Source organism: Rhizobium laguerreae, from assembly GCF_002008165.1.
Classification (GTDB): Bacteria; Pseudomonadota; Alphaproteobacteria; order Rhizobiales; family Rhizobiaceae; genus Rhizobium; species Rhizobium laguerreae.
Genome location: NZ_MRDM01000009.1, coordinates 211,518 through 236,716 on the forward strand (window position 1 = coordinate 211,518; position 25,199 = coordinate 236,716).

Below are 25,199 nucleotides of genomic sequence, written 5' to 3' on the forward strand. Positions count from 1 at the left end.
CCTGGATCATCTCTGGATCAGTTGTTTTATAAAGCGTCTCGTGCATGCGGTTCGCGGTGCGGCTGCGTTGCGTTTGGCAGGTCTAGAACCATCACCGCCGCCCGATGGACGCCGAATGCGACGGCGAACATTCCGAGTGAAAAATTGACGGTTGCCGGCATGAACACCGAAACCGGATAGAAGAGGATATGCGCCAGCCAGAGACTGGCGGCGAAGGCGAGCGCGGCAAGCGCCGGGAGCGGACGGATGACCGAGGCGAGCGCGGCGAGGCGCAGCAATCTCAGAGCCGGCAGATCGCGCATCACCATCAGAATGACGAGATGGCAGGCGAGGACCGCGACGAAGGCGGTGGCGACGAGCGCGATCGTCAGTGGTGCGCTCAGCAACAGATTGTCCCGCGCGCCGGCGCCATAGGTTGCGATCGCGTAGAGGCAGACGGCGAGAGCGCCCGCCAGCGCCAGGCCCCAGGCGGTGGCGCGCCAGAAGTAGCGCAGAAAGGCTTCCGTGAAGTCCCGCACCAGATAGGTATTGCGGTCTTCCACGAGGGCCACCGAGACCCGGGCCATGGCGGCGAGCGCTGCCGGCAGCGTCACGACGAAGAGGCCGGCCAGGATGAAGAGGATGTTCAGCTTAACCATCTCCCACCATTCGCGAACGAGGATCTCGGCGAACAGGGCAAGGCCGTTCTTCTTCGGCGCATCCTTCGGAATGCCCGGCCCCTCCCTCGTCCACATGTCCCGCAACCACTGCATAGCCGTCTCCCGCAGGCGCCTCAGTATAGAATCGAGCGTTCCGTTTCCTTGTCGAACAGCTGCGCATTGGTCATATCGGCGACCAGCGTCGCTTCCTCGCCGATATCGGGCCGGTAGCGCGGCGAGACACGAGCGATCAGATTGCGCCCGCCTGCCACCATGTTCAGATGCACTTCCGAGCCCATGGGCTCGGCAAGTTCCACGACCGCCTTGAGGGGCGCCAGGTTCTCCGGTGCGATGTCGGCCGGCGGCAGCTCGTGAAAATTCTCCGGACGGATGCCGAGCACCAATTCGCGGCCCTCGTAGGGGGCGATCCTGCCCTTGTCGAAATGGGCGGGCAGCGGCAGCTCCCGGCCGTCGAAGACGGCGATGTAGCCGTCGCCCCGGCGCAGAATGGTCGAGGGCAGCATGTTCATCTGCGGCGCGCCGATGAAGCCGGCAACGAACATGTTGACGGGGCGGTCATAGAGGTTCTGCGGCGTATCGACCTGCTGGATATGCCCGTCTTTCATCACGACGATCCGGTCCGCCATGGTCATCGCTTCCACCTGGTCGTGGGTGACGTAGATGAAGGTGGCGTTGAGGCGCTTGTGCAGCTTGGTGATTTCGGAGCGCATCGTGCCGCGCAGCTTGGCGTCGAGGTTGGAAAGCGGCTCGTCGAGAAGGAAGACCGCCGGATTGCGCACCATGGCGCGGCCAAGCGCGACGCGCTGGCGCTGGCCGCCCGAAAGCGCCTTCGGCTTGCGGTTCAGGAGATGAGAGATGTCGAGGATCTTGGCGGCGTCCTGCACCTGGGCATCGATGAAGTCGCGCGACACCTTCCTGAGCTGCAGGCCGAAAGCCATGTTCTTGTAGACGGTCATATGCGGATAGAGCGCATAATTCTGGAAGACCATGGCGATATCCCGATCCTTGGAGGGAACGTCGTTCATGACGTCGCCGCCGATCCTGAGCTCTCCGCCCGATATTTCCTCGAGGCCGGCGATCATCCGCAGCGTCGTCGATTTGCCGCAGCCCGAGGGGCCGACCAGAATGATGAATTCCTTGTCTGCGATCTCGAGGTCGATGTCATGGACGACGGTGAGCGCACCGTAGCTCTTGTTCAGCTCTTTAAGCGAAATGCTGGCCATCGGGTTCTCCTGAATTCACCAATAGGAAGACCATCTGCGCGAAAGGCGCGTCAAAGCTTCCATGTAATAATAATCTCCCCAGGAGACGCATTCATCGACACCCTCTCCGCGGCAGGTGTTGAACGGCGATTTCTTCGAATAGGTGGCGTGCAGCACCAGGCCATTCGAGACGCTGGGATCCTTGACCGCATAGTGATCCGCAAGGCTCTTCATCATGCGCCGCGCCAGCGTGCGATAGCGTGCTGCCGGTTCCGGCTCGACGAGATCGGCCATCTCCAGAAGGCCGCAGGCGGTGATCGATGCCGACGAACTGTCGCGCGGCTCGCCGTCGCCGTCTGAAAAGACGAGATCCCAATAGGGCACCATGTCGGCCGGCAGCCGGTTGAGATAGAAGGCGAGCAGCCGGTCGAAGGTTTGGCCATATTCCTCGAGCCGCTCATAACGATAGGACAGCGCCATGCCAGCGATTGCCCAGGCCTGTCCGCGCGCCCAGGCGCTGTCGTCTTTGTAACCCTGCTTGGTGGCGCCGCGCACCGGCGCTCCGGTGACCGGGTCCATATAGAAGGTGTGATAGGTGGAATCATCAGGCCGAACCGAGTTGGCGAGTGTGGTGCGGGCGTGAATGAGCGCGATATCGCGATATTTCGGGTCGCCGGTCTCGCGGCTTGCCCAGTAGAGAAGCGGCAGGTTCAGCAGGCAGTCGATGATGTAGCGGTATTCCTCCGCCACCCCCTTGCGGCCCCAGGCCTGGATGAACTGGCCGATGGGCTGGAAGCGCTCGATCAGCTGGTCGGCGGCCAGGATGGCGGCCTTGCGGCCATCCTCGTCTCCGACGAGCTTCCAGGCGGCGATGCAGGAGGGCGAATAGAGAAAGCCCATGTCGTGATGATCCGTCTCGATGCTGTTCACGATCCGATGCAGGAACGACTGGACCTGGATCTGCGCAGCATCCCGGAAAACCGCGTCGCCGCTATGCTCGAAAGCGAGCCATAGCTCACCGGGCCAGAAACCTGCGGTCCATTGGTCGTTCGCCACCGCGGGATAGAAATTTCCGACGCTCGAATGGTTCTGCGAGGCATGGGTGAACTTGGGCAGGTTGCGCCTGATCTGCTCGACGGCAAGATCGAGCGCAGCTTTGACCTCCGGATCGGTGATCGGCTGCGGGGCGACGGACGAGACGGCGTTCATGGATTTAACCCTTCAGTCCCGTCGAGGCGATGCCCTCGACGAAGAAACGCTGGAGAGAGAGGAAGACGACGAGAACCGGAATGAGGGCGACGACGGAAGCCGCCATGATGAGCCCGTATTCGGCCGAATATTGCGAGATGAACATGCGCAGGCCGATCTGGACGGTCTTCAGCTCGGTCTTGGTCAGGTAGATCATCGGCCCGAGAAAATCGTTCCAGGTGGTGACGAAGGTGAAGATCGTCAGCGTCGAGAGCGCGGGCTTCGACAGGGGCAGCATAATGCGCGCCCAGATCTGATATTCGTTCATGCCGTCGATGCGGGCCGCCTCGCAGAGCTCGGTCGGGATCGACATGTAGAACTGCCGCATCAGGAAGACGCCGAAGGCGGTGAAGGCCTGCAGGCAGATCAGCGCCAGATGCGTGTTGTTGAGGCCGAATTCACGCATCAGCAGGAATTGCGGCACCATATAGACCTGCCAGGGCATGGCGATGGTGGCGATGTAGCCGAGGAACAGGGTGTTCTTGTAGGGGAAATTTAGTTTCGCGAAGGCGTAGGCCGCAAAGCTGGAGGTCAAAAGCTGCAGCAGCGTGACGATGATCGTCAGCTTCGACGTGTTGTAAATGAACAGCGCAAGCGGGATCTTCGTCCAGATATCCACATAGTTCTGCCATTGCGGCTCAGACGGTATCCACTCGATTGGGAAAGCGAATACGTCGCGGCTGAGCTTCAGGGATGCCGAAAGCATCCAGGCAAAGGGCATCAGCATGACGAGCGTGACGGCGATGACGATGGCGTAGATCGCGATCGATCTGACGGTCACCTTGCGTCCTGCGATCCTCATGCCTCGTCCTCCCTCTGGCGCCGGAACTGGAAGACGGTGACGGCGAGCACGAGGAAGAACAGCACGAGCGAAACCATGCTGGAATAGCCGAGATCCCAGGAAATGAAGGCCTCGTTGTAGATGTGGTAGACGAGGACGAGCGTCGAGGTGCCAGGCCCGCCCTGGGTGATCATGTAGATCTGGTCGAACACCTTGAAGGACTGGATCGTCAGCATCACGGTGACGAAGAAGGTCGTCGGCCCGAGCTGCGGCACGGTGACATGGATGAACTTCTGCCAGGCATTGGCCCCATCGAGATCGGCGGCCTCATAGAGCTCCGAATTGATGCCCTGCAGGCCGGCCAGATAGATGACCATGTAATAGCCCATATTCTTCCAGATGCCGAAGAGGATCACCGTCACCATCGCCCAGTGGCGATCGGCCGCCCATCCCGGCATATTCTTCGGGTCGAGGCCGAGTGTGTAGAGGATCATGTTCACCGGTCCCATCTCGGGATTGAAGATCATGTTCCAGACGACCGCGACGGCCACCAGCGAAGCGACATAGGGAAAGAACATTGCCGTGCGGAAGAAGTCGCGCCCGGCGATCTTCTGGTTGAGGAGAACGGCGAGGCCGAGCGCGCAGATGAGCGTCGCCGGCACGGAGGCGACCGTGTAGATGACCGTGTTCCAGAACGCCGCGATGAAGGCCTTGTCCTCGAAGAGCCGCCAGAAATTGTCCAGCCCGGCGAATGTGATCGCATTCGAGCCGTCCCAATGCATGAAGGCGAGCGCGAAGGCGAACAGGATCGGGCCGAGCGTGAAGACGGCAAAGCCGATGAAATTCGGGGCAATGAAGGAATAGGCGACGAGCGCGCTGCGCATCCTGCGCTGGCGCTTGGACAAGGCCGCGACTTTTCGGCTTGAGATTGCCGGAGCGCCATCCGTCGCGATGACCGAATTCGATATGGACACCGATGCCTCCTCTTCCTCCCGCAACCACATAGCACATATCCGGTATTGGTCAAACAAGTTCTGAATAGGTCATACGAATTTCATGGAAAGCGTAGAACACATATGATAGGTGAGCATGAAGACCAAGCGCTCATCGATGCTTTTCCAATGCGGGGAGGGACATGTTCAGCGAGATTTCAGAGCTGCCGGATGTGCTGGGCGATTTCACGCCTGGGGCGGTCTGCTCCGATCGCGCCAGATGGAGCGCTGTGCCGCAGGCGGTACGGGAGCTGGTCATTGGCGAGGCCGAAGAGACGCTTGCGCGCACCTTTCCGCTGATCACGGCGTCGGATTACCGGGAGTTCACCGCGACAGGCAATCGCGCGCACTTCGAGGAGCTATATTTCACGCGGCGCCGGATGCTCAACAATCTGGTGCTCGGCGAACTCATCGAAGGCGGAGGGCGATTCCTGCCGAAGATCGTCGATGGCATCTTCCTGATCGCGGAGGAGAGCGGCTGGCAGCTTCCGGCGCATAACGCCTATGAACGAAGCGGTGCGCGGCTGCCGCTTCCCGACAATTCGCAGCCGGTCGTCGATCTCTTCGCGGCCGAAACGGCGGCGCTGCTTGCCACCATCGTCGCATTGCTGGGCGACGAGCTCGACGACATCAGCCCCGAGATTACGGCACGCGTCGAGCGCGAGATCGAGATCCGCATCCTCTCGCCCTATCTCGCCCGGCATTTCTGGTGGATGGGCCGCGGCGAAGAGCGGATGAACAACTGGACGACATGGATAAGCCAGAACATCCTATTGACGGCCTTCTCCCTGAAAACGGATCAACCCACGCGTCACGCCGTCGTCAAAAAGGCGCTCGGCAGCCTCGACGCCTTCCTGACAAACTATGCCGAAGACGGCGCCTGCGAGGAGGGCGTGCTCTATTACCGCCACGCCGCGCTCTGCCTGCATGGTGCTTTGACCATTCTGGATAGGGTGGCGCCGGGCCTGTTCGGCCGATTTTGGCAACAGCCGAAGATCCGCAACATGGCTGAATATATCGCTCACATGCATGTGGCCGGCCGCTATTATTTCAATTTCGCGGATTCTTCCGCGGTGGTCGAACCCTGCAGTGTGCGGGAATATCTGTTCGGACAGGCGGTCGGCTCTGAGATGCTGGCTAAGTTCGCAGCGGCCGACAGGGCCGCTTCCGGCAATCCGCACCTGCCGGGGGAATGGAACCTCTGGTATCGCGTGCAGGAACTGCTGGTCGGCCCGACGCTTCCCGCTGCCGCCGGGCCGCATCCCGCATCCCGACGCGATATCTTCTATCCCGGCATCGGCCTGTTCATCGGCCGCGACGAGCAGTTTTCGCTTGCCGTCAAGGGCGGCAACAATGGCGAGGGCCACAATCACAACGATGTGGGGAGCGTGACGCTCTACAAGAACGGACATCCGTTCCTGATCGATGTCGGCGTCGAGACCTATGCCGCAAAGACCTTTTCGGCGCGGCGCTACGAGATATGGACGATGCAGTCGGCGTTCCACAACCTGCCGACATTCGCAGGCGTCATGCAGTCCGCCGGCGAAGCTTTTGGCGCGCGCGATGTCGAGGTCGGGTTCGACGAAGGGAGCGCGCGCATATCGCTCGATATTTCAGACGCCTATCCCCCCGAAGCGCAGTTGCACAGCTATCGGCGCGTCGTTTCCCTGCTGCGCGGCCGCCATGTCGAGATCGTCGACACCTATGACGGGGGCAAGCCGGCGGTCCTGTCGCTGATGACATGCCTGGCGCCGACCGTCAGCCCGGACCGGATCGATCTGGCAGATCTCGGCAGCATTTTCGTCGACAGCGCCGGCGAGATCGAAATCGACGAGATCGTCGTGGAGGACGCCCGGCTGAGATCGGCCTGGCCCGAAAAAATCTATCGGCTGCGCGTGAGCTTTGCCGGCAGGCTGCTGAGATTGCGAATCGTCTAGAACAGGATGATTTCAGGCCGGGTCGGCCTAAAATCTGAATCCTGTTCTAAATTAAATAGTTAGAGCATGATGTCGTCCGAAAACCGCTCACACTTTTCGGCATCATGCTCCGGGGAGGGCGAGCATGGCATTGACACTGAAGATCGTGGATGCCGATGGGGCGGTGCTGGCGCGTTCCACAGGCCGGGACGAGACGTTCCTGGTCTATCGCCAGAGCTATTGCGAAGGCGATCGCGTGGTCGTGGAGGTCTCCGAGCCCGGACATGTCTTCCTCTCCCTTGATGGCGCGATCCAACCCGGCCTGGTCTATATGAAGGAATGCGCCTATTCACTCGCCGTACCCTTCGGCGATAAGCGCAAGCCCTATTCGCCGAATGCCTTCAGGGGCGATATCCACCGGCTTTCAGCGCGAAGCATACGCCCTGACGAGATTGTCCATCGGCGCAATCTCGCCCTCAACCCCTGGGACGATCACGCCAATCGAGCTCTGTTTCCGCATGCGCGCGCCAATGTCGAGACCCGCGGCGAAGCGGTCTTCGCCGCGCGCAACGCGATCGACGGCGAAAAGGCCAATGACGATCACGGCTTCTGGCCCTATACGAGCTGGGGAATCAATCGCGATCCGCAAGCAGCACTGACGGTGGAATTCGGCAGGCCGGTCAGGATCGACGAGATCGTTTTCTATCTTCGGGCTGACTTCCCGCATGATTCCTGGTGGGAGGAGGCTAGCGTCACCTTCTCGAACGGCAGGACCTCCTGCTTTCCGCTGGTGAAATCGGGCGCCGCCCAGGCCTTTCCGATAGAGCCCTGCATCATCGAATGGGTGGAACTGCACGGCCTGATCAAGGCCGGGGACGCCTCGCCCTATCCGGCGCTGACCCAGATCGAGATCTGGGGAACGGAAGTGCCGGAGACCGGGCTCAGCCGGTCCGCCCTTCCTATCGCGCTATGAGCCTGTAGACAGCCTTGCCCGTGCCGCGCTCGGCGGGCCGTCGTTCAGACGGTTCCAGGCGCGGCGGAGCTGCCGCGCCGAGCCGAAGCCGGCGCGCATCGCGACGGCCTCCATGTCCAGCCTTGAACCGGCGAGCATCTCGCGGGCAAGGGCCACGCGCATAAGGTTGACGAAATCCGTCACGCTCATGCCCGTCTGCTCGTTGAACAGCCGTGAAAGGTTGCGCGGGCTGGCGCCGCTGAGGCGGGCGAGCGACGCCACCGACCAGTCCTCAGACGGGTTGGCGGCGACGGCATCCTGTGCACGGTGAATGACCGGGTGGATATGGTTGCGACCTTCGAGCCACGGCGAAAGCTGCGGATCCGAGCCGCCGCGCCTGAGATAGACGACAAGATATCGCGCCACCGCAAGCGCGCAGGCATGTCCCGCCGCTTCGGCAACGATATGCAGCATAAGGTCTATGCCGGCGGTGATGCCGGCGCTCGTGAGGCGGTCTCCATCCTCGACATAGAGCCGGTTATCCCGGACGCGCGCGGTGGGCGCGAGCCTCGCCAGGTCCTCTATGCAGGCATGATGGGTGGTGCAATCGCGGCCGTCGAGCATGCCTGCCTCGGCAGCGAGCAATGCGCCCGAGCAGATCGAGATCAGACGAATTCCCGGAAGAATGGCGCGCTTCAGCCATGCGACGATGGCGGCCTGGTCGGCGCGCTCCTGTTCGTCCCACGGGCGGTTGGTTTCCATCGGGGCGTCGGCGCTGCCGGCAACGACGACGAGCGCGTTATCGGGCAAGCGCTCGGGTAACGCGGCGACGCCCGTAACGGCAAGACCGATTGAACTGCCGACCGTCGCCGATGGGCCGATATAGGTGACGGTAAAACGCACCGTGCGCTGTTCGAGGTTCGCCTTGCGCAGCACTTCGATCGGGCCGGCGACGTCGAGCAGCAGCACGCGCGGCGGCACGACGACGAATACCGGAATATCGAAGGGCTGCGCGGCGTCGGTCATGCGGCGAGAGACTTTCCGCTCCCCGCCAAAGCCTGTTCGACGGTTGTGATGCGAGCGAAGCGGCCCGACAGGACCAGCTCGGTTCGATCCCGGATTTCCTTGGCGCTCCAGGTGCGTCCTGCGCCGTCGGTCATCGGGAAGGTCAGGGTCGCCTCGCCGACATAGTCGACTTGATAGCCGAGATCCGAGGCATGGCGGGTCGTGGTTTCGCAGCACTGTTCGGTGCGGATGCCGGAGACGAGGATACGACGAACGCCGTTCTCGGTCAGCCACACGTCGAGACCCGAACCGACCAGAGCGCTATGGCGCCTCTTCCTAAACGTCGCCTTGAGAGCGATCCTGAGCGGGGCGAGTGTGCTGACGAACCCGGATGCTTCCGAAAACGGCCCGTTTTCATCGACATGGAAGATCTGGATGATGGGTATTCCATCGGCTTCCGCGCCGTCGATCAGAGCCTGCTGACGATCGATATAGGCGGAAGCGAGGGTTTCATCCCAGTAATCCCGGTGTCTGAAGGACTCCTGGGCGTCGATAACGAAAAGGACAGTATCATGGCCGGACATTTTTTGCTCCATGCAGGTTGATCATGAAGTCATATTCGGCGATTTGAAGACAGGGGAAAATGCGCGCGTCGGACAAATAGCGGACAATTCGCGCCAATATCCACACTCGGGGGCGACCTTGCCCCAAGGGCCTCGGGCCACATCCAGCACCTGCCGGTCGGGCGTACATAAACGGCCACGCAATTCCGGATCAGGTCTCAGCTTGTAAAGCTGCGCAGATCTCTTAGCAGGTTGCGGTACCTGGCTTGGCTGCCGACCAGATGGTCGCGCATCGCGTTGCGGGCGGCCCGATCATCTCTGTCAGAGATGGCGACGACAATTGCCTCGTGCTCCTTGTGGATCAGCTTTCGATAGGCGGTCTGTTCGGCGGTCCTCGTTTCCGGAACGAGCCTCGACTGCGGGATGATCGCCGAGCCCTGCGATTCCAGGAACTGCCTGAACAGCGGATTGTTCGTGGCTTCGGCGATTGCGGCATGGAGCTCGAGATCAGCCTCGCGAATGGATTGATCGCTCTCAATACATTGGAGGATTTTCCGGTGGCATTCGAAAATCGCCTCCTCCTGTGCGGGCGAGCGGCGCAAGGCCGCAAGACCGGCGGCCTCGATTTCGACAGGTGTTCTGATCTCGAGGACCTCAAGATCGGAGGCGACGCGGGCCTTGTCGACTTTCCGCGCGGAGAGCGAGGGATCGGCGCCGAGTACGAAAATCCCGGCCCCTTGGCGCACCTCGACAAGCCCGTCGGAGCGAAGTGCTGCCACTGCCTCGCGCACGACGGTGCGGCTGACGCTGTGGGTTTCGGTCAGTTCGTGCTCGCTCGGAAGCTTGTCGCCAGCAGAATACTGGCCGCTCAATATGGCTTGCCGGAGACTTTCGCCAACCTGTGAGACCAGCGAGCCGGAGCCTTTGCTGCGATCCTTCATCTGCATAGCCACGCCTGACCCCCGCATCGGCTCTTGATCCGAATGCCGCTCAAATGCGCGGCACTGCGAATTCACGATTCATCACACATGTATGACAAATTTGCCCGCCTTTCAATGGACAAGGGCCAACCAGCGGAATCCGGCACCGCGCTGGCGTCTTTCGACGCGGCTTTGGCATAGGTGTGCGGATCTGGAGAAGCACTCACAACCGCTTGGTCGACTCCCCGCGCACGAACTTCGGCGTCAGGATAAAATCCTGCGGGGGTGCTGCGGCAGCCTCCGGGCTTGCTATTCTTGCCAGGAGGCGCTGGGCCGCCAATTCCCCGAGCTTCTGCGCATCCTGCACGACCATGGTGATGCGAGGGGTGATGACATTGCTCCAGGGCACGTCGTCGACCATCGCCAGCGACACGTCGTCAGGGCAGCGGAAGCCCATCTCCTGCATCACCTGCAGTGCTGCGAGGCCGGTCATGTTGTTGGCTCCGATGATGGCGGTCGGCCGGTCGCGACGGGTCAAGAGGCGCATCGCCTGCGCATGACCGCCGGTCCTGGTGTAGCCGCCTTCGACTACCAGCGAAGGGTCGATGTCCACGCCGGCGCCGGCCATTGTGTTGATGAAGCCCTTCAGGCGCTCGTCGGCGGTGTGCAGGCCACTCGGTCCGGAGATGAAGCCGATGCGCCTGTGACCGAGCTGCAGCAGATGTTCCGTCAGGATGGTGGTGGTTAGCGGGTTATCGGAGCCGACAAAATCGCGTTCGGCGCCTTCCAGCTTCTGGTCGAACATCACGATCGGAGTCTTGAAGTCGCGCAGGAAGGTGGCGTACTCCTCGCCGCGCCCGTTTGCCGCCAGCGCAATGCCGGCGATCTTCTGCGCCTCCAGCCGCTCCAGCAGCGCCCGTTCGAGATCGGCCCTGCCGGAGGAGTCGGCGATCAGGACGAAATAACCGTGATCGAGCGCCTGGTGCTCGATCTCTCGACGGATGTCGCCGAAGAACATGTTGCCGAGATTGGCCGAAACGAAACCGATCAGCGAGCTGCGTCCGCGCGCCAGCGTCTGGGCCACCGGGTCGATGCGGTAACCGGTCGATTTTATCGCCTGCTGAATGCGGTCGAGCGTTTCGACGCCGACCCGCTTCGGGCTGTTGAGCGCGAGCGAGACGGTCGAGATGGAAACCCCCGCAAGGCGCGCTACGTCTCGTATCGTGGTCATGTTTGTCGAACCGGTTCTAATGCTTTGTTATGTCCGATTTTGTCGGTGGACGCAACCTGCATGCTCCAAACTGGCTGGTTGCAAGGCTTGTCTTCCTGATCTTGCGATCGAAAATTTCAGCTTGACAGGCGTCGGATCAGGTCGGATTATCACGTACCGAACCGGTTCGATATGATGTTGGACCGGAAAACAGGGAGGAGAAACCTGTGATGAGTTCGGAACGCCAGCCGGAAAATCCGGCGTCGGGAGGGGCGGGCAAACACGCCTGGTTCAGCCACGATCGCCTGGGCATGTTCATTCATTGGGGCCTCTATGCGCTGGGCGCCCGGCACGAGTGGTTGAAGAACCGGGAAGAGCTGACCGACGAGCATTACCAGCGCTATTTCGACAATTTCGATCCTGATCTCTACGATCCCAAGGAATGGGCTCGCCGGGCACGTCTCGCCGGCATGAAATATGTCGTGGTGACGACCAAGCATCACGAGGGTTTCTGCCTCTGGGACAGCAAGGTGACGGACTACAAGGCGCCGAATACGCCCTGTGGCAAGGATCTGCTCACGCCGCTGGTCGACGCCTTCCGTGCCGAAGGGCTGAAGATCGGCTTCTACTATTCGCTGCTTGACTGGCACCATCCCGATTTCCCGATCGACGTTCACCATCCCTTGCGCAATCATCCGGACGCCAAGGCACTGAATGCCGGCCGTAACATCGCCAACTACGCTGCCTATATGCGCGAACAGGTGCGCGAACTTCTGACCGGCTTCGGCCGCGTCGACATCATCTGGTTCGATTTCAGCTATCCGGGGCGCGAATATCATGGCCTGCCCGGCAAGGGGCGCGGCGACTGGGAGAGCGAGCGGCTGGTCGATCTGGTGCGCGAGCTGCAGCCCGGCATCATCGTCAACAACCGCCTCGATCTGCCGCCTGGCACCCTGCCCGACGTAACGACACCGGAGCAATATACGCCGCGGGTCGCCCCCGCCATCGCCAGCCAGGGGGTGCTCTGGGAAGCCTGCCACACCTTCAGCGGTTCCTGGGGATATCACCGTGACGAGGATACCTGGAAGAGCCCGGAACAGATCATCCAGCTGCTCATCGATTCCGTCTCGCTCGGCGGTAACCTCCTGATGAATGTTGGCCCGACCGGCCGGGGCACGCTCGATGCGCGCGCCATCGCTGCGCTGGAGGTCTACCAGAACTGGATGGCCGTCAACGGGCGCTCCATCTATGGGGCGGGGCCGTCCGACTATCCGGTGCCGGCCGGCTGCCGCTATACCCAGCGCGGCAACCGTCTTTATCTGCACGTCTACAATTGGCCTTATCGCCACATCCACATCGAAGGTCTCGCCGACAGGATCGCCTATGCGCAGTTCCTGCATGACGCCAGCGAAGTGCGCTGGCTCAGCCAGACGAAGGAAGTGGATTCCAACATCGGCGTGATGGTGCCGGAAGGCATGATCACGCTCGAACTGCCGGTCCGGCAACCTGACGTTACCGTCCCGGTGATCGAGATCGTCCTCAAGGCGTGAGCTCGATCGCACCGCGTGTCCTTTGCGTTCATGGAGGGAGGAGAAACCCATGAAGGTTCTGAAGAAAACGCTTTTGCTTGCCGCTATCGGCAGCAGTCTTTTTGCCACAGCCGCATCGGCCGAGCAGGTCAATCTGACCTGGCAGATGTGGACCGGCTCCGAAACCGACACCAAGAGTTGGCAGCACCTGGCAGAGATGGTGACCGCCAAGTATCCCGACATCAAGGTGACGCTGACGACGACGGGCTGGGTCGACTATTGGACGCGGCTGCCGGTGCTGGCGGCATCGGGACAGCTCGCCGACATCGTTTCCATGCAGTCGCTGCGCATGCCGAACTTCTATTCGCTGCTCGAGCCGCTGAATGACCGGATCGAGGCCGATAAGTTCGACGTCGGTGCCTTCACCCCCTCGATCATCGGAGGCATGTCCGTCGACAAGCAGCTCTACGGTCTGCCTTACGACGTTGGTCCGTGGGTCATCTATTATAACCAGGACGCGCTCGAAGCCGCCGGCGTTCCGCTGCCGAAGCCGGGCTGGACGCTTGCCGAGTTCACCGATGCCGCCAAGAAGCTGACGAAGGACGGCAAGTATGGCTTCGGCATCACCCCGACGAACTATTCGGTCCTGGCCGCGGCCTGGGGCGATAAATACGTCAACGACGCCGGCGAGCTTGACTTGACCAGTGCGAGCGCAGTTGCTGCCGCCGACAGGCTGATCGGCTTTGCAGCCAAGGATAAGATCGCGCCGCTGGTTCCATCAGGTGGCGCGAATCCCGGTGATGTCGTCCAGGGCCGGTTCAATTCGGGTAACGTCGCCATGTATATCGACGGCCCCTGGTCGATCATCGGCATGAAGGGCCAGGCCAAGTTCAAAATCGGCCTCACCACCCTGCCGCGCGAAGAGGGCGAACTTTCGGCCGTGACCGCAGGCTCCGGCTTCGGTATTTCCACGACGAGCAAGAACAAGGACGCGGCCTGGAAGGCGATCCAGGTGCTGACCAGCCCGGAAGCCTTGTCCTATCTCGCGGAACAGGGCCGTGCCTTGCCGGCGCGCACTGCGTCGCAATCCGCCTGGTACAAGGTGGCGGCCAAGGACATCACCAACGGCGGCGAGGCCATCGACTATTCCCTGGCGCACTCCGTGCCTTACGTGATCACCAACAACTGGGCAGCGGTGGAAAATCTCTTCAACCAGTATTTCCCGCCGGCTTTCGCCGGTAGCGTCGACGCCAAGCAGACGATGGAGTCCATCCAGAGCCTCGCGCAGCAATAGAGCCAGCGCGTCCGGCAGGACGCGCCTTGCTTTGAAATCTGCGTCTGATCCTTTCGGAAAATCCATTCCGATCTTCGGGTCATGCGCCAGCTCTCGCTGCGGCAGGACCAGCCGCGCATGGAGGAAGACATGTCGCAAAGCGCTGTTGCCGAAGTTCCCTTGCAACCCGGTCAACCACGGCGCTTCCTGAAGCCGGAGACGCAGACAGCCATGCTGTTCCTGCTGCCGAGCTTCCTCGGCTTCATGGTCTTCATGGCCTTGCCGATTGTGGCGTCGCTGGCGCTCAGCTTTACCAACTGGCAGCTGATCTCGACGCCATCCTTCGTCGGCTTTCAGAATTACATCAGGCTCTTCACTGTCGATCCGGCCTTCTACACCGTATTGAGCAACACGCTGTTCTTTGCCGTCGAGTATCTGGCGCTGAATATCATCGTCTCGCTGACGCTCGCGGTCTGGATATCGAGCCTGAAGCGCGGCAAGGCGATCTTCCGGGTGATCTTCTTCCTGCCGACCTTTACACCGACCATCGCGGCGTCGGTGGTGTGGTTGCTGATCTTCACGCCGGACGGCCTGGCCGACACCATTATCCGCGCGCTCGGCCTCGGCCTGCCGAATTTCCTGCTGAGCTCGACTTGGGCCATGCAGGCGGTCGTGCTTGTCACCTTGTGGGCAAATGTTGGCTATAATGTCGTGATGTTCAACGCCGCCCTCGACCTGGTGCCGAAGCACTATCTCGAGGCGGCGACGATCGACGGCGCCAACGCCTGGCAGCGCTTCTGGCGCATCCGCCTGCCGCTCATCTCGCCGACCATCTTCTTTGGCACTGTTATGACGGCGATTACCTCGCTGCAGGTCTTCGACGAGATATTTGCCATGACGCGCGGCGGCCCGGGCTCGGCGACGGCCACGCTCGGTTTCGCCATCTACCAGAAAGGCTTCTCCAACTTCCAGATGGGCTATGCCTCCGCATTGGCCTGGGTGATGTTCGTCATGATCATGGCGCTCACCATCCTGCAATTCCACATGCAGCGCAAATGGGTGCACTATGACGATTGATCAGACCTCGCGGCATCCGCATTCCGTGTCCCAGCGTCGTCACCGCATATTGCGGCGCGTCGGCACCTTCGTCAGCTACACGGCACTTTCGCTGATCGCGCTGCTTTTCCTCTTCCCCTTCTTCTGGATGGTGTCGAACGCGGTGCGCTCCAATGCCGAGGTGATGGCTGTGCCGGTCCGCATCTTCCCTGAGGAGTATCATTGGGGAACATTCGTCGAAGCCCTGGTTTCCCTGCCATTTGGAACCTTCCTGTTGAATTCCTTCGTGGTCGCCTGTGGCGTTACGGCGATCGTGATTGCAGTCTCCTGCCTGTCTGCCTACGCCTTCGCCCGGCTGAGATTTCCCGGACGGGAGGGGCTTCTGCTTACCTATCTCAGCACGCTGATGATCCCGCAGGTGATGTTGGTCATCCCGCTCTTCCTCGTCGTCAGCAAGCTCGGCTGGATCAACACCTATCACGGCATGATCCTGCCGGTCGCCTTCAGCTCCTTCGGCACCTTTCTGCTGCGGCAGTTCATCCTCGGCATTCCCAAGGATCTCGACGAGGCGGCGATGATGGACGGGGCTTCGCGCCTGCGCATCCTGGTCACGGTCATCGTTCCACTTGCCATGCCGGCCATCGGCCTGCTGGCGCTGTTCACCTTCATCGCGCAGTGGAAGAGTTTCCTCTGGCCGCTGATCGCCACCAGCGGCGTCGAAATGGCCACGCTGCCGCTCGGGCTCACCCTGTTCCAGACACAGCAGGGCACAGCGTGGAATTACATCATGGCCGGTGCGACGATCTCCATGGTGCCCGGCGTCATCCTGGCCATCGTGTTGCAGAGGGTGATCTACAAGGGCATCACCGTCAGCTCCGGCTTTGGTGGGCGCTAATCTTCATAAGAACAAAGATTTAAGCGCATCGCATCAAGTTTGCTGTGATGCGCTTCAAGTCCGGTCTATCGCCGCCGAAGAAGGTTCTCGTGCCGCCGCAACCATATCCCCGCGGTTAACTTTTGCTCCTGGCCGAAAAGTAAAATTTAACCAAAATTTGAAATAACCCCTTCATATTCGAATTGCGCAGGGGAATTCATGAAAACGGCTACGCTTGCATCCATCGCCTTGGCGATATCGATCTCTGCTGCCCATGCCCAGACGATCGGTGTTTCGATGTCCGATCTCGACAAATTCAGAACGGCACTTCTGAACGGCGTCGTCTCGCATGGACAGACGATATCGGGCCTCAAGCTCGTCACCGAAAGCGCCAAGGGCGACAACGAGCTCCAGAAGCAGCAGGTGCAGAAGCTCATTGCCGACAAGGTCGACGCCATCATCCTTGCAGTTTCCGATGGCGATCTCGGGCCGCAAATGACCAAGATGGCGGCAGATGCCGGTATTCCGCTGGTCTACATCAACAATGTTCCTTCCAACCTACTGGACCTGCCGGATAATCAGGTAGTGGTCGCCTCCAACGAGAAGGAATCCGGAACGTTGGAGACCAAGCAGGTCTGCGCGCTCCTCAAAGGCAAAGGCCGTGTCGTCGTGCTGATGGGCGAACCCTTCCACGCGGCCGCCCGCGCCCGCACCCAGGACATCTCCGACGTCATCGCCACCCCGGATTGCAAGGGTCTTCAGATCGTCGAGCGGCAGGCGGCCTATTGGTCGAGCGATTATGCCGATCAGCAGATGCAGGAATGGCTGTCGGCCGGCGTCAAGTTCGACGCGGTCATCGCCAATAATGACGAGATGGCGCTCGGCGCGATCCGGGCCATGAAGAAGAACAATATCCCGATGAAGGACGTCGTCGTCGCCGGCGTCGACGCGACCGATGACGCGCTCGCCGCGATGGTGGCCGGCGATCTCGACGTGACCATTCTCCAGAGCGCCGTCGGACAGGGTGCTGCCGCTGTCGACGCTGCCGTCAAGCTGATCCGGAAAGAGAAGGTGCCGCGCGAAAACAACGTTCCCTTCGAACTCGTCACACCTGAGAACATTGCCACCTATCTGCCGAAGAGCCAGTGAGCATAAGAGGACTATGATGTTGCATTTCTGGAATAAATTCGGCATTCGCGCACAGATCACCTCCGGCTTCGTGCCATTGATCCTGTTGATGAGCCTGCTCACGGTCAGCGCGATCTCGGGCATGAACGGGCTCGCCTCGATCTTCTCGTCCTATCGCGCCACGGCCGGCCAAAGTCTCGCCATCTCGGACTACAGCGACCAGCTGAACGAGATTCAGATGTCGGCGGAAGCCTTTCGCTCCACGCCGACGCAGGATGTCGTCGATCGCTTCCGCGCCGGCGTGAAAGCGTTCGACGCCGACGACCCGCGTTTTGCCGGCAACAAGGACCTGCAGTCCGGCCTTGCTGCGATCCGCCAGGACATCGCCACCTATGGCAAGGCTTTCGAAGAAATCGTTGCGCTGCAGGCCAGGCGTGATGCCTTGATCTCCAAGGTCACCGAATTCGGCCCCTGGACCAGTATCGCGCTCAACGACGTCGTGCGCAGCGCCTGGCGCCAGAACGATGTGGCCCTGCTGCAGATGACGGCGGCGACACTGGAGGCCCTGAACCGCAGCCTCTATTTCTCCGAACGCTTCGTGCATTCCGATGATTTTGCGGCCTATGACACGGCGCAGGCGGCACTCGCCGAAGCGGTCGCGCTCAACGAAGCCGCCGCCAAGGCCGCAAAGAACGAGCTGCAGAAGAAGCGCCTGATGGGCGCCGGCCAGCTCATGCAGAACTACACCGCTCGTCTCGTCGACATGAAGGACGTGCTGCAGGCCTCGGGCAATATCCGCCAGACGCAGCTCAGCGTGCTTGCACCGAAAATCTCAGGCGGCTTCAAGGATCTGCAGGCAACTGTTACCGGTGCGCAGAAGACCCTGGACGGTTCGGTGGATGCAACGGTTGCCTCCGCGACCAGCGCGACGCTCGTCATCAGCGGCCTGCTGATCGTCATCGGCCTCGTCCTTTCCTATTTCGTCGGCCGATTGATTTCCTCGGCGGTGCGCAACATGGCCCAGTCCATGGAGCAGCTTGCCCGTGGTGAGGAAGGGATAGCGATAACCGGCGTCGAGCACCGCCACGAACTGGGGGCCATGGCGCGTTCGCTGAAGGTTTTCCAGGAAACGGGGCGCGCCAAGTTGATCGCCGAAGCCAATGCCGAACGCGCCCGCCTGGCGGCCGAAGAAGAGCGGCTCCGGCAGGAAGCCGAGCGGCTCAGCGATGCGCAGGTGATGGAGCACGCGTTCCGCCAGATCTCAGTCGGGCTGGACGCACTCTCGAAGGGCGATCTCACCGTTCGCGTCGGCGAAGTCGACCACCGCTATGTTAGGATCCGGGATCATTTCAACAATTCTGTCGCGAGCCTCGAAGAGGCGGTCGACTCCGTCATTCGCGCGGTCGCCACCATCCGCTCCGGCCTTGCGGAAATCTCCACCGCCTCCAACGATCTCGCCCGCCGCACCGAGCAGCAGGCAGCCTCGCTGGAGGAGACCGTCGCGGCGCTGGGTGAAGTGACCCGCGGCGTCAATGGAACGGCGGAGGGCGCAAGCCGTGCCCAGGGTGTCGTGGCAACCGCGCGTACCAATGCGGAAGAGGGCGGCGAGATCGTTGCCCGCGCCATCGATGCGATGACGGAAATTCAAAATTCGTCGTCCAAGATCGGCAACATCATCAGCGTCATCGACGAGATCGCCTTCCAGACCAACCTGCTGGCGCTGAATGCCGGCGTGGAAGCGGCCCGCGCCGGCGAGGCGGGCAAGGGTTTTGCCGTCGTCGCCCAGGAAGTCCGCGAGCTCGCCCAGCGCTCCGCCAACGCGGCAAGGGAGATCAAGCAGCTGATCTCCACCTCCTCGGCGCAGGTCAAGACCGGTGTCCAGCTGGTGGGCGAATCCGGCCTCTCGCTCGAACAGATCGTCGAGCAGGTCACCGCCATGAATGCGACCGTGGCCGAGATCGCCGTTGCCGCCCGCGAGCAGGCGACAAGCCTGCGCGAGGTCTCGGCTGCCGGCGACCAGATGGACAAGGTGACGCAGCAGAACGCCGCGATGGTCGAAGAGACGACGGCGGCCGCCCAGAGCCTGACTCATGAAACCGAAAGCCTTGCCGAATTGCTGCGGCGGTTCAGAACGGGCAGCGGCCGGGCATCGGAACATCGCCACTACGCAATGGCATCCTGACGTCCTGTCGATGCAGCCAGGAAAACGCCGCCGCCTCGAAAGGGCGGCGGTGAGCGATCATCGGCCGGCGTCACCTTAGTGGCTCTCCGATGCGGGAGCGGGAGAGTGGCCGGCAATGCTCTTGCGAACGTGACGAACTGCCGCCCAAACGGCGAAGAGCACGAGCGGGATGGCGCCGAGAACGGCGAGCTTCGTCACGTGCGGATCGACCCCCAATTCGGAGATGCTTTCCAGGCAGATCTTTGCGAGGCCAACGGTGTAATAGGTGATGGCGATGACGGAGAAGCCTTCGACCGCCTGCTGGATATGCACCTGGATGCGCGCCCGCTCTTCCATTGATGTCAGCAGCGACGCGTTCTGATCTTCGAGTTGAACCTGCACGGTGGTTCTGAGCAGGTCTCCAGCTAGGCTCACACGTTCGGCCAGTTCATCAAGGCGACGTTCGGCGGCGTGAACCGCGCGGACGGCCGGCTGAAAGCGCCGGTCGATGAAGGTGCCGATCCGCTGGCGCTGCTCGACGCGCTCCTCGCGCAGCTCCGACGATCTGCTTGCGACAATCTCGGCATAGGCTTTCGTCGCACCGAAGCGGTGACGGGCGAGAGCGGAGAAATTGAGCACATCCGACGAGAGCTTGGTGACCTCGGAAAGCAGGGCTTTGTCGACCTTGACCGCACTCTGCATATGCGAGATCAGCAGGTCGAGGCGCCGGTCGAAGACGGAAAGCTTCGACACCGTCTCGCGTGCCATCGGCAAGGCCAGCAGCGCCATCATCCGGTACGTCTCGATCTCCAGGAAACGCCTGACCATGCGGCCGGTGCGATAGGCGTTGAGGTTGCGGTTGAAGAACAGGAATTCGACGAAGCCGCTGTCGGTCAGCCGGAAGTTCGAATGCACTTCCGCATCGCCGCCGCCGACCTGCGAGGCGACATAGTCGAGCTTCGGTTTTTCCGGGCGCTGCCCGTCCTTTTCGTCCCGCACCAGTACCCGGACCGCCGCGATGACCTTGCCGTCGATCTGACGGCAGCAGGCCTGAAACGCTTCGGGGGGATTGCTGCCAGGTTCGGCCGATGCGGGAACGACGAAAGTAAGGGTCAGGAACTCGGTATGCGCCTCCCACTTCAGCCGACCGTCGCCGATGCGGCCGATACCGTGGTTGCCCTCGCGAGTCGTGGAGACATCCTCCAGTCCCGGCAGGGAATTGGGTATCTGAGGAGGGGCATTCTCGCCGACGATGGCGACGTGCCACACATCCGTGTCGCCGTCGAAGTAAAGCGACGGCCGCGCGTGGAGCTCGTTGTGAAGTTCCCTTCGCAGCGGATGCTCGGAGCCCATCGGCATGGAAATGCACCTCTATAAGGTAGACAGTCGGTGGGTCGCCGGATGTAACCGGGTTGCCGGCATGTGTGAGTTGACCATGGTGCCTGCGAGCCGGCGAAGGCTGACAACGCCTATAACCTCTCTCGAACCGCGTGTCACCATACCTTCGCCAGTCGCCGCCGTTCCCAGCATCGCGTCGCGGAACTGGCGACGCTACCTTTCCTTGCGGCAGTTGTAGCGTGGTTCAGATCGTCGACAATTGGAAACCGATCAAAGTTTCGGAGAGGACGCCAGGCAGAAGCAAAAAACGATCAGCCACGGCCCGTTGCGAGGCCGTGGCTGATGCAGCGCGCAATCTGTGGGAGACAGGCGCGGCCGGTTACTTGTTGGCGGCGAGCGCCACGTTGACCTTGTCGACGTCCGCGCTCATCGCCTTGAAGGTCTCGTCGAGGGAAAGCTCGCCGACGATCAGCTGGCTCATCCTCTGGACGATGAGCTGATAGATGGCCGAGGATCCCTTGAGGCGTTCCAGGTCTCGAGCTGCCTGCGGCACGCTATTGCGGCTTGCAAGGAAGACGGCCATCGCCTCCTTGGCATTCTTGCTCTCGAGCTTGTATTGCGGGTCCTTGATGTCGGCGCCCGTCAGGACGACGTAGTTCTCAGCGATTTCACGCTGGACCTTTTCAGAGCCGAGGAACTCGATGAAGGCGGCCACGGCCTCCGGAGACTTGGTGCGCTTGAAGCCGACGATCGCGGTGCCACCCGGCATCGCGTAGCAACCGGCATCGCCGCAGGGGGCGCTGATCGCCGTCCAGTCGAAGGCGTCGCCGATCTTCTTCTGGAACGGATTGACCATCCAGTTGCCCGCGAGATAGGTCACGACGTTGCCGTTGACGAATTCATCGCCCATGTTCTTATACTGGGTTCCGCCGGCAGCACCCCACATTTCCTTGGGGAAGGAGCCGTCCTTCGTCCAGCCGTAGAGATCCGTGACATAGCGCTTGGCGGCATCGTCGGGGAAGAAGAACTTGCCGTCCTTGACGTAGTTCGAACCGTAGGAGAATGCCGCGCCGGAGAAGCGATGGCCCGAGCGATCCATCGTGAAGGGGATCTGAGCGCCGGTCGCCTTGGCGACGCGCGCCGAGGCTTCGACGATATCCTTCAGCGTGGCGGTGGGCTTCGGAAGCGGTTCGCCGGCCTGTTCGAACAGCGTCTTGTTGACGAAGGGCAGGTTGAAGGTTTGCGACGCGATATAGCCGTTGATCGACTGCGGATCGTTGACGCCGGGGAAGCGAAGCGTGTTCAGGCTGTCGCCGTGCAGCTTGGCGAAACCGTCCGGGTCCTTCATGTAGGGACGCATGTCGAGGTAATAGGGCGCAAGCTGCCAGTCGGTGATCTTGGCGATGTCAGGGCCTTCGCCGACGGCAAGCTGTACCGGCAGCTGTTTGGCGACCGCATCATAGCCCGAAGAGACGAAGTTGACCTTGACGTCGGGATGCGCCGCCTCGAATTCCTTGCTGAGCGCTTCCATCCGCTCGACGTAAGCCTGGTCGTCGTCGGTGAACAGAAAGGTGATTGTCTTGGTTTCTGCCATGGCCGCGCCGGCCCATGCGAAAGAAACGGTTGCCAACGCCAGTGCGACGGCCCCTGAGAGATAGGTTTTCATTTTCATCCTCCCATGAAAACATTTTCATCAATCGCGGCATCAGCCATCGATAAATCAATTTCATATACTTGACATTCGTTCCGTCAAGCTATTTTCTGCGGCAATAGCGATGTTTTTGAGCAATTTGCAAAATTAGCGCGCACAAATAATCTAATGAAAATATTTTCATAAGATTGCGGAGGAGGCGGTCTGTGAAAACGGAATACATCAAGCAGCCGGATGGGATGGCGCCAGCATACAGCGTGGCCGAGGGGCAGACGATCACGGCATGGGCCGTTTCCGGCCTCATCGCCAGCTATTTTCCCGGCGAGCCGGCGCCGGCCGAAGACCGCGTGAACTATCGTTTCATCAACGGCTTCGTCGATGTCGGCGACCTGCCCTGCCGCAAGGCCTTCTGGTCGAGCATGGTGGGGCGGCCGCTACTACCCGACACCGCTTGGCCGACCGAAAGCCTCAATCTTCCCGGCTCGAACCGCCGTGTCGAGTTCACCGGCTTCTGGCACGTGCCGACGCATCTCAGGCGATGGCTGAAGGGCACGTTCAGGACGGAGACTGCGCGAACGCTCAATCTCAGACTGAAGACCTGCGGCGGCGTCCGCATATGGGTCAACGGACAGGAGGCGGTGCGCTTCGAACCCTTCAAGCGCAACACCGAGAGCACAACCGACATAAAGCTGGCGCTGGACGCCGGCGACAACCAGATTCTCGTCCACACCGAAGACCTGGCCGAGCGCGACACGACGTGGTTCTTCGAGCTCGAGATGCTGGACGGCGAGCCGCTTAGCGTGCTGCTGCCTGTATCGCTTGATCAGGATGAGGTCCGCGAGCTGGAAGCCCTTGCGCCCGGCGTGCGTCCGGCCCGCGACGTCTTCGTCAATCAGCCGCTGGAGATCATCTTCGGCACCGCGCCCGAACGCGACTTGCCTGTCGAGATCAAGGTCGTCGGCCATGGCCACGAGCGGCCCGTTCTCGCGCACTCCCGATTGACGCTCAAGGCCCATCAGAGCAGTCTCACGGCCGACGATGTCTGCGGCATTCCGGACGGTTATCACGGCGTGCATATGATGATCGGCAGCGGCACGGGTTCGGTTACGCGGGTCATCGATGCCGCCTTCATGAGCAGCATTTCTCCGTTGCCATCAGAGGCGTCGCTTGCCGCCCGCAAGCGGCAGGCGCTGGAATACAGCGCCCGCTTCGGCGCCAACCGCGTCGGGCGCCTGATCGCCATGATGGAAACCGGCCATCACGACCAGGAAAGCTTCGACCGCATCATCGACGCGACGCTCGCCTCCATCGATGCGCGGGAGGATTGCTCGGATTTCATCATGGTGCCGCTGTTGTGGCTGCTCGGCGCCTATGCCGACCGGATGCCCGATGCCGTGGTCGCTCGCATCCGGCATTCCGTCCGCTCCTATCGTTACTGGGTCGACGAGCCGGGCAACGACGCGATGTGGTTCTGGAGCGAGAACCACGTGCTCTGCTTCCATGCGAGCCAGCTGCTGGCGGGACTTCTCCTGCCCGACGAGGTGTTTTCGGCCTCGGGCAGGACGGGGCGTCAGCAGGCGGAACTTGGCCGCGAGCGGCTCGGGCGCTGGTTCGACAGCGTCGAAGCCCATGGCTTGGCGGAGTGGAACTCGGCGGCCTATTACCCGATCGACTTTATCGGCCTGCTGGCGCTGGAGCGCTGGGCCGAGACAAAGATATCGGCGCGCGCCCGCGCCCAGATCGATCTCATCTTCCGGATGATCGCCCTTCATACGCTCGCAGGCGTTCCGGCCGGATCGCAGGGCCGTGCATACGACAAGGAACTGCGTGCCGGCCCGCTGACCGAGCTTGCGCCTTTTGCCCAGGTCGCATTCGGAACCGGCTGGCTGAACAATGGTGTCGCGGCATTGACCATGTTCTGCGCCGGCGGCTACGAGCCGCCCGCCGATCTGGCTGAGCTTGCGGCGCTCACCCGGGCAAGAAGCGTCGAGGCGCGTTACAGCCAGGGGCTTGAGAGCGCAAAACTCGCGCTGTTCAAGAACGAGGCGGCGCAGCTTTCGACGGTCGTCGATCACAAGACCGGCCAGAAGGGCCACCAGCAGCATGTCCTCGACATCCGGCTGGCCGGCCATCCGATGGCGAGGCTGTGGGTCAACCATCCCGGCGAGGACGACCCCTGGGGCAATCAAAGGCCGTCCTATTGGGCCGGCAACGGCATCCTGCCGCGCGTTGCCCAGCATCGCGACGTCGCTCTGCTGATCGAGGATACAAGCGACGCACGCCACGCATGGACGCACGCCTATATCGGCCGCGACGGGCTGGACGAACTCATCATCGAAGAAAAGTGGCTCATCGCGCGATCGGGTGGGGGATTTTCCGCCCTCTGGGCGTCGAACGGCCTGGAGCTGATCACCGATGGCCCGACCGCCGGCCGCGAGGCGCGCTCCTACGGGCCGCTTTGCGGCTGGGCTGGTATCGTCGGATGCGGCAACGACGATGCCTTCAAGACGTTCGTCGAACGCCTGGGCCAGACGACGGTTTCCTTCGATCCCGAGCTTCGGCGTCTCTCCCTGACGCCGCCGGGCGGCCCGGCGATCGACCTCTCCTATGCCGACGGTCTTACGATCGGCGGCGAGGCGAGGCCCTTCACGCATGATCAGCCGCACCCGATCCTCACCTACGACAGTGCAGCCTCCGGCACCGGCACTGACGGGCCGTTCTACTCCTAAAAACATAGGTCT

At 61.6% G+C, this 25,199-nt stretch carries 20 protein-coding genes; 9 read left to right on the top strand and 11 right to left on the bottom strand.

The window, feature by feature from the left end; translation table 11 throughout:
• Positions 1-26 precede the first annotated feature (26 nt).
• From BS630_RS07305 to BS630_RS07325, 5 genes are read right to left on the bottom strand one after another with little or no spacing between them, the layout of a single operon-like run.
• Positions 27-752 (bottom strand): DUF624 domain-containing protein, encoded by a 726-nt coding sequence (locus tag BS630_RS07305; RefSeq protein ID WP_077976865.1) that lies wholly within the window; start codon positions 750-752, stop codon positions 27-29.
• A 20-nt stretch (positions 753-772) separates the two neighbouring features.
• Positions 773-1,882, bottom strand: coding sequence for an ABC transporter ATP-binding protein (locus BS630_RS07310; RefSeq protein WP_077976866.1), 1,110 nt, complete (start codon positions 1,880-1,882; stop codon positions 773-775).
• A 15-nt stretch (positions 1,883-1,897) separates the two neighbouring features.
• Entirely contained in the window at positions 1,898-3,070 is a 1,173-nt protein-coding gene (locus BS630_RS07315; protein ID WP_077976867.1) for a glycoside hydrolase family 88 protein, read from the bottom strand.
• 4 nt (positions 3,071-3,074) lie between these two features.
• Positions 3,075-3,911: a carbohydrate ABC transporter permease gene (locus tag BS630_RS07320; protein ID WP_077976868.1), complete on the bottom strand. Its 837-nt coding sequence runs from the start codon at positions 3,909-3,911 to the stop codon at positions 3,075-3,077.
• Positions 3,908-4,894, bottom strand: a complete 987-nt coding sequence (locus BS630_RS07325) for a carbohydrate ABC transporter permease (RefSeq protein ID WP_183594541.1) — start codon at positions 4,892-4,894, stop codon at positions 3,908-3,910. Before BS630_RS07325 ends, BS630_RS07320 begins: the two co-directional genes overlap by 4 nt.
• Before the next feature lie 131 nt (positions 4,895-5,025).
• On the opposite strand from BS630_RS07325, the gene BS630_RS07330 reads away from it, so the two are divergent.
• Positions 5,026-6,819: a heparinase II/III domain-containing protein gene (locus BS630_RS07330; RefSeq protein ID WP_077976869.1), complete on the top strand. Its 1,794-nt coding sequence runs from the start codon at positions 5,026-5,028 to the stop codon at positions 6,817-6,819.
• A 124-nt stretch (positions 6,820-6,943) separates the two neighbouring features.
• Positions 6,944-7,771 (top strand): carbohydrate-binding protein, encoded by an 828-nt coding sequence (locus BS630_RS07335; RefSeq protein ID WP_077976870.1) that lies wholly within the window; start codon positions 6,944-6,946, stop codon positions 7,769-7,771.
• Here BS630_RS07335 and BS630_RS07340 read toward each other — a convergent pair.
• The 4 genes from BS630_RS07340 to BS630_RS07355 form a co-directional block, all read right to left on the bottom strand.
• A complete protein-coding gene (locus BS630_RS07340; RefSeq protein ID WP_077976871.1) occupies positions 7,766-8,776 on the bottom strand; it encodes a GlxA family transcriptional regulator in 1,011 nt (336 codons plus the stop codon). The genes BS630_RS07335 and BS630_RS07340 overlap by 6 nt on opposite strands.
• Positions 8,773-9,351: an isochorismatase family protein gene (locus BS630_RS07345; protein WP_183594543.1), complete on the bottom strand. Its 579-nt coding sequence runs from the start codon at positions 9,349-9,351 to the stop codon at positions 8,773-8,775. The genes BS630_RS07340 and BS630_RS07345 overlap by 4 nt, the downstream gene beginning before the upstream one ends.
• A gap of 185 nt (positions 9,352-9,536) precedes the next feature.
• Positions 9,537-10,265 (bottom strand): FadR/GntR family transcriptional regulator, encoded by a 729-nt coding sequence (locus tag BS630_RS07350; protein ID WP_077976873.1) that lies wholly within the window; start codon positions 10,263-10,265, stop codon positions 9,537-9,539.
• A 196-nt stretch (positions 10,266-10,461) separates the two neighbouring features.
• Positions 10,462-11,469 (bottom strand): LacI family DNA-binding transcriptional regulator, encoded by a 1,008-nt coding sequence (locus BS630_RS07355; protein WP_077976874.1) that lies wholly within the window; start codon positions 11,467-11,469, stop codon positions 10,462-10,464.
• A gap of 206 nt (positions 11,470-11,675) precedes the next feature.
• Here BS630_RS07355 and BS630_RS07360 point away from each other — a divergent pair, with 206 nt between their 5' ends.
• The 6 genes from BS630_RS07360 (at position 11,676) to BS630_RS07385 (ending at position 19,490) form a co-directional block, all read left to right on the top strand.
• On the top strand, positions 11,676-12,998 hold the full coding sequence (locus BS630_RS07360; protein WP_025397160.1) for an alpha-L-fucosidase: 1,323 nt from the start codon (positions 11,676-11,678) through the stop codon (positions 12,996-12,998).
• A gap of 49 nt (positions 12,999-13,047) precedes the next feature.
• Positions 13,048-14,271, top strand: a complete 1,224-nt coding sequence (locus tag BS630_RS07365; protein ID WP_077976875.1) for an ABC transporter substrate-binding protein — start codon at positions 13,048-13,050, stop codon at positions 14,269-14,271.
• 81 nt (positions 14,272-14,352) lie between these two features.
• A complete protein-coding gene (locus tag BS630_RS07370; protein WP_183594545.1) occupies positions 14,353-15,327 on the top strand; it encodes a carbohydrate ABC transporter permease in 975 nt (324 codons plus the stop codon).
• A complete protein-coding gene (locus BS630_RS07375; protein WP_077976876.1) occupies positions 15,317-16,201 on the top strand; it encodes a carbohydrate ABC transporter permease in 885 nt (294 codons plus the stop codon). The genes BS630_RS07370 and BS630_RS07375 overlap by 11 nt, the downstream gene beginning before the upstream one ends.
• A gap of 198 nt (positions 16,202-16,399) precedes the next feature.
• The gene (locus BS630_RS07380) at positions 16,400-17,329 is read left to right on the top strand and encodes a substrate-binding domain-containing protein (RefSeq protein ID WP_077976877.1); all 930 of its coding nucleotides are present in this window, start codon (positions 16,400-16,402) and stop codon (positions 17,327-17,329) included.
• Between the two features lie 16 nt (positions 17,330-17,345).
• Positions 17,346-19,490 (top strand): methyl-accepting chemotaxis protein, encoded by a 2,145-nt coding sequence (locus BS630_RS07385; RefSeq protein ID WP_077977052.1) that lies wholly within the window; start codon positions 17,346-17,348, stop codon positions 19,488-19,490.
• A 75-nt stretch (positions 19,491-19,565) separates the two neighbouring features.
• On the opposite strand, the gene BS630_RS07390 is transcribed toward BS630_RS07385, so the two are convergent.
• Together BS630_RS07390 and BS630_RS07400 are read right to left on the bottom strand one after the other, a co-directional pair.
• Complete coding sequence (locus BS630_RS07390) at positions 19,566-20,828, bottom strand: DUF3422 domain-containing protein (RefSeq protein WP_077976878.1); 1,263 nt, start codon at positions 20,826-20,828, stop codon at positions 19,566-19,568.
• Between the two features lie 358 nt (positions 20,829-21,186).
• A complete protein-coding gene (locus BS630_RS07400; RefSeq protein WP_077977053.1) occupies positions 21,187-22,473 on the bottom strand; it encodes an ABC transporter substrate-binding protein in 1,287 nt (428 codons plus the stop codon).
• 191 nt (positions 22,474-22,664) lie between these two features.
• Here BS630_RS07400 and BS630_RS07405 point away from each other — a divergent pair, with 191 nt between their 5' ends.
• Positions 22,665-25,187 carry a hypothetical protein gene (locus BS630_RS07405; protein ID WP_077976880.1) on the top strand — a complete coding sequence of 841 codons (2,523 nt, stop codon included), beginning with the start codon at positions 22,665-22,667 and terminating at the stop codon, positions 25,185-25,187.
• Positions 25,188-25,199: the final 12 nt, after the last annotated feature.

Coding starts and splice junctions, on each gene's coding strand:
- BS630_RS07400 (WP_077977053.1), bottom strand. CDS start 22,473: ATGAAAACCTATCTCTCAGGGGCCGTCGCACTGGCGTTGGCAACCGTT.
- BS630_RS07305 (WP_077976865.1), bottom strand. CDS start 752: ATGCAGTGGTTGCGGGACATGTGGACGAGGGAGGGGCCGGGCATTCCG.
- BS630_RS07310 (WP_077976866.1), bottom strand. CDS start 1,882: ATGGCCAGCATTTCGCTTAAAGAGCTGAACAAGAGCTACGGTGCGCTC.
- BS630_RS07370 (WP_183594545.1), top strand. CDS start 14,353: ATGCGCCAGCTCTCGCTGCGGCAGGACCAGCCGCGCATGGAGGAAGAC.
- BS630_RS07390 (WP_077976878.1), bottom strand. CDS start 20,828: ATGCCGATGGGCTCCGAGCATCCGCTGCGAAGGGAACTTCACAACGAG.
- BS630_RS07320 (WP_077976868.1), bottom strand. CDS start 3,911: ATGAGGATCGCAGGACGCAAGGTGACCGTCAGATCGATCGCGATCTAC.
- BS630_RS07375 (WP_077976876.1), top strand. CDS start 15,317: ATGACGATTGATCAGACCTCGCGGCATCCGCATTCCGTGTCCCAGCGT.
- BS630_RS07380 (WP_077976877.1), top strand. CDS start 16,400: ATGAAAACGGCTACGCTTGCATCCATCGCCTTGGCGATATCGATCTCT.
- BS630_RS07385 (WP_077977052.1), top strand. CDS start 17,346: ATGTTGCATTTCTGGAATAAATTCGGCATTCGCGCACAGATCACCTCC.
- BS630_RS07315 (WP_077976867.1), bottom strand. CDS start 3,070: ATGAACGCCGTCTCGTCCGTCGCCCCGCAGCCGATCACCGATCCGGAG.
- BS630_RS07340 (WP_077976871.1), bottom strand. CDS start 8,776: ATGACCGACGCCGCGCAGCCCTTCGATATTCCGGTATTCGTCGTCGTG.
- BS630_RS07365 (WP_077976875.1), top strand. CDS start 13,048: ATGAAGGTTCTGAAGAAAACGCTTTTGCTTGCCGCTATCGGCAGCAGT.
- BS630_RS07330 (WP_077976869.1), top strand. CDS start 5,026: ATGTTCAGCGAGATTTCAGAGCTGCCGGATGTGCTGGGCGATTTCACG.
- BS630_RS07350 (WP_077976873.1), bottom strand. CDS start 10,265: ATGCAGATGAAGGATCGCAGCAAAGGCTCCGGCTCGCTGGTCTCACAG.
- BS630_RS07345 (WP_183594543.1), bottom strand. CDS start 9,351: ATGGAGCAAAAAATGTCCGGCCATGATACTGTCCTTTTCGTTATCGAC.
- BS630_RS07335 (WP_077976870.1), top strand. CDS start 6,944: ATGGCATTGACACTGAAGATCGTGGATGCCGATGGGGCGGTGCTGGCG.
- BS630_RS07355 (WP_077976874.1), bottom strand. CDS start 11,469: ATGACCACGATACGAGACGTAGCGCGCCTTGCGGGGGTTTCCATCTCG.
- BS630_RS07325 (WP_183594541.1), bottom strand. CDS start 4,894: ATGTGGTTGCGGGAGGAAGAGGAGGCATCGGTGTCCATATCGAATTCG.